The organism is Dethiosulfatibacter sp., assembly GCF_983023055.1.
Window position 1 is genome coordinate 1 of the sequence record NZ_CEZJXU010000076.1, and the last position, 7361, is coordinate 7361.

8 protein-coding genes are annotated in these 7361 nt (G+C 36.4%); 6 read left to right on the forward strand and 2 right to left on the reverse strand.

Annotation, left to right across the window (positions count from 1 at the left end; all coding sequences use genetic code 11):
- Positions 1 to 148: 148 nt before the first annotated feature.
- The 3 genes from AC3AX0_RS04275 to AC3AX0_RS04285 are packed head-to-tail and all read left to right on the forward strand — an operon-like array spanning position 149 to position 1026.
- On the forward strand, positions 149 to 319 hold the full coding sequence (locus tag AC3AX0_RS04275; protein ID WP_487549067.1) for a hypothetical protein: 171 nt from the start codon (positions 149 to 151) through the stop codon (positions 317 to 319).
- A gap of 14 nt (positions 320 to 333) precedes the next feature.
- Positions 334 to 594, forward strand: coding sequence for a hypothetical protein (locus AC3AX0_RS04280; protein ID WP_487549068.1), 261 nt, complete (start codon positions 334 to 336; stop codon positions 592 to 594).
- 33 nt (positions 595 to 627) lie between these two features.
- A complete protein-coding gene (locus tag AC3AX0_RS04285; RefSeq protein ID WP_487549069.1) occupies positions 628 to 1026 on the forward strand; it encodes a response regulator in 399 nt (132 codons plus the stop codon).
- Between the two features lie 565 nt (positions 1027 to 1591).
- Here the strand turns inward: AC3AX0_RS04285 and AC3AX0_RS04290 are convergent.
- Together AC3AX0_RS04290 and AC3AX0_RS04295 are read right to left on the reverse strand one after the other, a co-directional pair.
- Positions 1592 to 2131: a nitroreductase family protein gene (locus AC3AX0_RS04290; protein WP_487549070.1), complete on the reverse strand. Its 540-nt coding sequence runs from the start codon at positions 2129 to 2131 to the stop codon at positions 1592 to 1594.
- Positions 2132 to 2235: 104 nt separating this feature from the next.
- Entirely contained in the window at positions 2236 to 3366 is a 1131-nt protein-coding gene (locus tag AC3AX0_RS04295; protein WP_487549071.1) for a mandelate racemase/muconate lactonizing enzyme family protein, read from the reverse strand.
- A gap of 144 nt (positions 3367 to 3510) precedes the next feature.
- Here AC3AX0_RS04295 and AC3AX0_RS04300 point away from each other — a divergent pair, with 144 nt between their 5' ends.
- The 3 genes from AC3AX0_RS04300 to AC3AX0_RS04310 all read left to right on the forward strand — a co-directional run.
- On the forward strand, positions 3511 to 4965 hold the full coding sequence (locus AC3AX0_RS04300) for a sigma-54 interaction domain-containing protein (RefSeq protein WP_487549072.1): 1455 nt from the start codon (positions 3511 to 3513) through the stop codon (positions 4963 to 4965).
- Between the two features lie 274 nt (positions 4966 to 5239).
- Positions 5240 to 6412 carry a CaiB/BaiF CoA transferase family protein gene (locus AC3AX0_RS04305; RefSeq protein ID WP_487549073.1) on the forward strand — a complete coding sequence of 391 codons (1173 nt, stop codon included), beginning with the start codon at positions 5240 to 5242 and terminating at the stop codon, positions 6410 to 6412.
- 39 nt (positions 6413 to 6451) lie between these two features.
- On the forward strand, positions 6452 to 7361 hold a 910-nt coding region (locus tag AC3AX0_RS04310; protein WP_487549074.1), incomplete at its 3' end, for a CaiB/BaiF CoA transferase family protein.

A 7361-nucleotide genomic window follows, 5' to 3' on the forward strand; every position in this document is an offset into this window, starting at 1 on the left:
GTTCAGGAGACGTTAAAACTGTTGCTGATAATTGGATTCAGGGAAATGTTGCAGACTCAGGTGATTCATGCGAGGAACACGACTGTCATTAGACCTTGAATGTGAACTGAACATTATTGAATTTAAACAGGAAAAGTAGGTGTCTGCTGTGTGCAGACACTTACTTTATTTTGAAGAAACACTGGATGAATATTTTATTGAAAGAATAGAAGACATAATCGTTAAATCTTCACTTGAAATAGATGGTGAATTGGAAATAACAAATCATAGTAAGATGATTAATGAAATTAAAAGCTACATGATTCGGTTCCTTATTTGAGTTTTGAAGTTGTATTGGACAATCAGTATGTATATAGGGAATTTGGAAACTTATATTTAAACGAAGCACTTAATATCGAGCTGGACAAGACTGAAGGAAATTTCCCAGATGAAATAAAGAAAATTTCCGATGATTATTTGGTTAAAGAGCTTTCTGGTTATGATGGTGATATTTATGGTAGTGTCAGAGTTGGTATAGATTCCAAGTTGTTATCAATAATTCATGTCTTACTTGTACTTGTAGTTATACCCATAGCACAATACGACAATATATAAAAAAAGACTGAAAGATATGAAGAGAGGTAAGATATGGCAAGAATCATGGTCGTTGATGATGAAATTATGATTACTAAAACAGTAGCCATGCTGTTTAAACTAAGAACACAAAATGAAGTTATTACTTTTAACAATCCCAAAGATGCTCTAGGCTACATTGGAGAAAACAATGAAATTGATGTAATTATTTCAGACTTTCTGATGCCTGAAATGAATGGAATAGAGTTTTTGATGGAGATGAAAAAGAGAAGTCCTAGAACAGAAAGCATTCTTTTGACAGGTTATGCGGACAAGGAGAATGCGATCAAAAGTATCAATGAGGCTGGTGTTTACTATTATCTGGAAAAGCCATGGAACAATGAAGAACTTGTTAAAATTGTTTCCAATGCTTTGGAAAAGAAAAAAATTCTTCGGCTTTGGATGAAAAGATAATTGATCTGGAGAAGAGTAGCAATGATTGCCAAGAGCCTAGGAAAAGAGTTGGAGCTTGATCAAAAAGATGCAGGTCTTTAAAAAATCTGGAACCTTCATTAAAAACAATCCTGCATCATCACGAGAAACTGGACGGAAGTGGTTATTCCAAAGGGCTTATTGACATTAAAATCGTTTCAATTCTTTTTGAAATGATTGAGTCTGGTAAAATAAATATACAGTAAAAAAAACGCCTTAGAGGCGTTTTTTTACTTATAACAAGAAGGACTGTCTCCCTTAAGAGAGACAGTCCTTCTTGTTGAGTTTATGTATCTAAAAGTTTTTAAATTCTTTGGTAATTTCATTATAATCAATAAATACAGTCATGACAAGAACGTGCTTTTTTGTTTTATAGTATCATTTTAGTAACCGAAAATTTCATCATTATATCTTTTTGATTTCCTGGCAATTGTTGCCTGGCTTACTTCAATTACAGGGTTCATATAACTGTCTATAATTGATTTTATTTCACTTACTTTCATTTTTACCTTTATATTTCATAAAATCATCCCTTATCAAATATTATTTAGTCAATTTTTTCATAATGAACCCTTGAAGCATTGAACCTGTTAACATATTTGTTGGATACTTCAGATTCTGCATACCCCATGGATACAAGGGAAAAGGGTGTCAGGTTTTCAGACAAACCAAAGAGGTCTACCAGGTAATCCATCATTTCCCTGTCAGGTGCAACTCCCATCCATACTCCTCCAAGACCTTCAACAACAATCTGCAGCAATATGTTTTGTGTTGCAGCAGAAAGATCCTGTTGCTCATAGTCTCCATCAAACTTTAGATAATGGTCGTTGCTCATGACCAGTATAACTGCTCCGGCCTTGTCTACAAAATCCACATACTTGCTGGCTTCAGAAATCCTTTTCAATGTCTCTTTATTCTGGATCACTAGAATTTCCCAAGGTTGTTCATTCCCAGATGAAGGTGCCTGCATTGCTGCTCTTACGATTCTATCAAGCTTCTCTTCTTCAATTTCCCTATCAGCATATTTCCTGATGCTTCTTCTTGTGAAAATAGGGTTCTTTTCAATTTCTGATATCAATTTATCCATTTTCTGCCTCCATTTAAACCACTGTCCATGTTTATACCTAATACCTAAATTCTGCGTGAATCATATTCATGATTCGATTTCATCAAGTTAACGTAGAATCTATTTTACCACGTATAAGAGTATTCTTTTATTACATCTTCATTAATATCTACACCAAGACCAGGTCTGTCAGGTACAGCTACATAACCATCAACGGACCTAATCAAGTTTCTATCCAAATCACGGAAAAAAGGACTTAGGCTATTTGAATATTCCATGAGGTTTCCATGCTGGAATGAGGCCAGTGAATGTATCGTTGCTGCAAGCAAGATTCCGGAACCATAGTTGTGAGGTATGAGCCTGCAGGAATTGAGTTCTGCTAGCATGTTTATTCTCTTAATTTCGGTAATGCCGCCACAGTTGGTTACATCAGGTTGGACAATTGCGGGGCTTGCCTGTTGCATAAAATCACTGAATTCACGAACTGTTGTCAATGCTTCTCCGCCGGAAATCTTTGTCGTGACCATGGAAGCCAGTTTGCGATAAGAATCATAATCCGTTGCAAGACAAGGTTCTTCAACCCATTCCAGATTGTATTCTTCCAGTTTCTTCATTCTTGAAAGAGCTGAGCCGAAATCTGGCCACAGCTTGGATACGTCTACTGCCAATCCAATGTCATCACCCAATGCTTCACGGAGTTTTCTAACACATTCAATATCGTATTTTTCTTCCAGTCCGTATGGTGTACCGCCAAATTTAAGTGTGTCAAATCCACCGTCAGCAAGGGAACGTTTTGCAGTCTCAACTGTCTGGTCCAGATCCTCATAAGGGATGAAAGTACCATAAGTTTTTATTTTATCCCTGTATTTTCCTCCAAGTAGCTGATAGACGGGAACGTTGTAATACTGGCCGGCAATGTCCCAAAGTGCAATGTCTACAGCACTTATGGCGTGTATGCCAACGCCTGATCGTCCATAATGCAGAGTTTTCAGATACATCTTGTTCCACAGTCTTTCAATATCAAGCGGATTTTCTCCAAGCAGAAGGTCTTTTATGCTGTATGATAGGTAGTGAGAGGTCGGCATGTCAAAAAGGGTTTTAATAATTGCCGGATTGGAGTCTGTTTCACCCCAGCCGATAATGCCATTGTCTGTTGTGATTTTTACCAGTGAACAATCCATACCCCATTCTACTTCGATGTTTCCATCTTCAGGTGGAACCCTAAGTGCAAATGCTTCAACTTTTACTATTTTCATTATACAAACTCCTTTAAATTTTTTGTTGCCTATAAACTATAAAGCAAATATCATGCCAAAACCGACAGTTTGTATGTTTATGCACAAGAATGATAACTATTTCTATTTCTTATCAATTTGCAAATTTTGTGATATACTCTTTATATGAATTCCATTGAAGGAAACAATAAAAATAAAATTAAAGAAACTATAAATAAACTTCACAAGATATGCGATTTGTCCAATTATGAACTGTTTGAGATATTAGAGCACATTAACGAAGGTGTTTATGTAACAGGAGAAGATACACGGTTGGTTTATATGAACCGTGCGTCTGAAAAACTGTATGGTTTTACTCTTGAAGAGATGTATGGTAAAAAAAATGATGAAATCAATGAAAACTCTGAGCTTTGGTATCCTTCTGCTTTATTGGATGTATATAAGGAAAAAAAGAATTTTACAATAGAGCAAAAAGCTACCTATAGCGGTAAAAGAATATTGACAACCTTATGTCCGGTTCTTGATGAGAATAATGAAGTTGAAATGGTAGTATGCTTGTCCAGAGAAAAGTCCTATACTGTCGATATCAGTTATTCTGACACGAAGTCGAAAGCGGATAAGGACTTTAAGCTTAATAGAGATATTGTTACTGATTCACCTCAAATGCTTGCTGTTTTGGATAATGCCGATAAAGTTGCAATGATAGATACAACAATTTTGTTGACTGGAAAAACGGGCACTGGAAAAAATATGCTTGCCAAGTATATACATGACAATAGTGAGAGAAAAGAGGCACCTTTTGTAATGGTCAATTGTTCTGCGATACCGGCCAACCTGATAGAGTCAGAACTGTTCGGTTATGCCCCATATACATTCTCGGGATCAAATCCAAAAGGGAAGCTTGGATTGATTGCAGCTGCTGAAGGAGGAACTCTGTTTTTGGATGAAATCGGAGAGTTGTCCTTGGAACTGCAGCCGAAAATTCTTGGCTTCATACAGAACAAGAAATATATGCAGGTTGGTGGAAGGAAAGAGATTCAAAGCGATATGCGTATTATAACCGCAACAAATAAGGATCTGTATCGGGAGAGTCAGGAAAAAAGATTCAGAGAAGATTTATACTGGAGACTGAGTGTTATTGAAATCAACATCCCGGAACTAAAGGAAAGAAAAGGTGATATAGGACTTCTAGCAAATATGTTTTTTAATACCTACTGCAAGAAATTTGGGTTTCGAAAATCCATTGCTCCCGAAACCTATGATACATTATGCAATTACAATTGGCCTGGAAATGTTAGACAGTTGAAGAATTATATGGAAAAACTGGCAGTAACCGTTGATTCTGATATAGTATATCCCAAGGATGTTGCATTCCTTGAAAGAAGAACCAAAATACACAATAAAGAGGAATCAGCTGTACGTAAAAAAGATGAGTTAGATGAAAAGAATGACTTTGACGGGAGGATTTCCTTAGAGGAAAAGAAAACAGAGCTGGAAAGGAGAATTGTTGTAGAATCCTTTGCGAAATATAAAACTTGTAGGATGGTAGCGAAAAGTCTACAGATTTCTCCAACAAAGGCGCACAGACTTATTCATAAATATTGCAATATTTGTGAGTGAAGCGTTCCTGAATCGGAACTAATTGTTCCGGAAACAGAACTAATTGTTCCGAAAACGAAACGCTATCAAACCATATTAATGAAATAGATTAACATAAATTATTGAAAAATAAACTTTTCTAAAAAGTTTATTTTTTTTATTGTTCATTTTCCAATGTTTTTATAGAAATCAGTAATTAAATTCAAGTAATATGTCTATTTTGGTATGATTGTTGCTTTATATAATAACGTGACTAGTTATCATTGATAGAAAAAATAGATTAAGGAGGAAACAAATGAGAGCATTAGAAGGAATAAAAGTACTGGATTTTTCTGTTGGACATGATGCGAGTGCTGCAACAATGTACTTGGCAGATAATGGGGCGGAGGTAATCAAAATCGAAGATCTTTCGACAGGAGGGGATATCGCCAGGACATGGGAACCTGTGAAAAATGGCAAGAGTGCATATTTCGAATTGTTGAATAGGGGAAAGAAAAGCGTAATGTTGGATTTCACAGATTCAAAGATATTGGAAACGTTAAAGACTCTAATAGAGAAGGTGGATATTGTTGTTGAAAATCTTCCTATAGATAAATTGAAAGATATGGGATTGTCATATAAAGTAATGAAGAAAATCAACCCTGAAATTATTTACTTGAAATTATCACCTTTTGGTACGACCGGACCAATGAGGGATTATCCATTGACTGAGTATACTACATTTTCATTTGGCGGATATCTTCAAACTACTGGTATGACTGACGATGTGCCATCAATGGCAGGATATCCAATTATGGGATACTCCATTGCACATCTGGTATTGTCAGCAATAAATGCTGCTTACATATCAAGACTAACAACGGGAAGAGGGCAAATGATCGACATGGCCATGGCGGATTGTGCAGTTTGTCTGCTAGAGGACAGATATGCATCTTATCAACATGAGAAGTTGGATTCAATACGTGTTGGAAATGCACATCCTACAATCACCCCATATGATACTATCAAATGCAAGGGTGGTTTTGTAAGTTTATCTCCATCAACACAAAAAATGTGGGAAGACTTGTGTGATGTATTGGGCTTTCCGGAAATTAAATTCTTAAAAGAGTATGCTGATATTCAATTAAGACAGGAACAGTATTTCAGAGGTGACTTGAAGACTAGAATTGAAAATGCTTTGGCTGGGTATACAGGCCCAGAAGCAACAAAACTGCTAAATGATGTTGGTATTCCGGCAGCTCCTGTTTTTACAATTGACGAAGCATATAACTGTGATCAGTTTAAGGCAAAAGGTGTTGTTGTACAAAAACACGATGATGTATTGGGTGATTATGCAGTACCTTCAGTACTTGGTGTTATGAGTGAAACTCCAGTTGATGTAACCAAACCCGCACCGGAGCTTGGAGCAGATACGGACAGTGTTCTAGACAGCATGGTATTTTTTGAACAAGATGAAAAGGCAGTGTAAATAAGATATTTAAACTAGCTAAAATAAGGAGGAAAAGAAATGAAACCGTTAGAAGGAGTAAAAATACTAGATTTTACACATGCTTATAGTGCTGTGTATACCGGCCAGCTTTTCGCAGACATGGGGGCAGAAGTAATAAAAATCGAACCAATGGGAGGGGAGCAGTCACGCCAGTGGCCGCCATTTTCTAGAGATTATGAGAATAGAAGTTGTTATTATGGTACTTTTAATAGAAACAGGACAGCTATTTCTGTTAATTTGAAAAAAGAAGAGGGTAAAGAAATAATATATGAGCTTGTAAAAGATGCTGACATCTTGCTGGTAAATATGAGAAATGGTGCCATGGACAAGCTTGGACTGGGATATGAAGATCTGAAAAAAATTAATCCCAAATTGATATATTCAACATTAAACGGATATGGCTCGAAGGGACCTTTTTCACCATTAAAGGCGTATGATAATATTTGTACAGCATATAGTGGTATAATGTATAGCACAGGGAGAGAAGAACAACCCCCTCAGAAACTGGGTATTTCCATAGGGGACAACTATTCGGGGCTGACAATGCTTTCGACGGTTCTTACAGCATTGATTTATCAGAGAAAAACAGGACAGGGTCAATTGGTTGAAGTTGCAATGCAGGATAGTTTATTCGGATTGGTTGATAAGCAAATCTTAGAATATTCCATGACGGGTGAAGTTCCTAAACGTAAGGGAAATGCACATACCATGTATGCACCGGAAGATGTATTTGTGGCAGCTGGTGATGATAATTATGTAGCGCTTTCAATTCATTCAGAAGAGCAATGGAAAAAATTCTGTGAAATTTTGAATAAACCTGAATGGATGACTAATCCTCGCTTCGTGGATAACAAAACTCGTAGAGAAAATTATAATGAGCTAAGACCTCTTATTGCAGAAATCTTCGAGAAAATGGAAAAATTTGAAA

What these genes read in the sequence shown, in the direction of transcription:
- AC3AX0_RS04285 (WP_487549069.1), top strand. Translation starts at nt 628, where the DNA reads ATGGCAAGAATCATGGTCGTTGATGATGAAATTATGATTACTAAAACA.
- AC3AX0_RS04290 (WP_487549070.1), bottom strand. Translation starts at nt 2,131, where the DNA reads ATGGATAAATTGATATCAGAAATTGAAAAGAACCCTATTTTCACAAGA.
- AC3AX0_RS04295 (WP_487549071.1), bottom strand. Translation starts at nt 3,366, where the DNA reads ATGAAAATAGTAAAAGTTGAAGCATTTGCACTTAGGGTTCCACCTGAA.
- AC3AX0_RS04300 (WP_487549072.1), top strand. Translation starts at nt 3,511, where the DNA reads ATGAATTCCATTGAAGGAAACAATAAAAATAAAATTAAAGAAACTATA.
- AC3AX0_RS04305 (WP_487549073.1), top strand. Translation starts at nt 5,240, where the DNA reads ATGAGAGCATTAGAAGGAATAAAAGTACTGGATTTTTCTGTTGGACAT.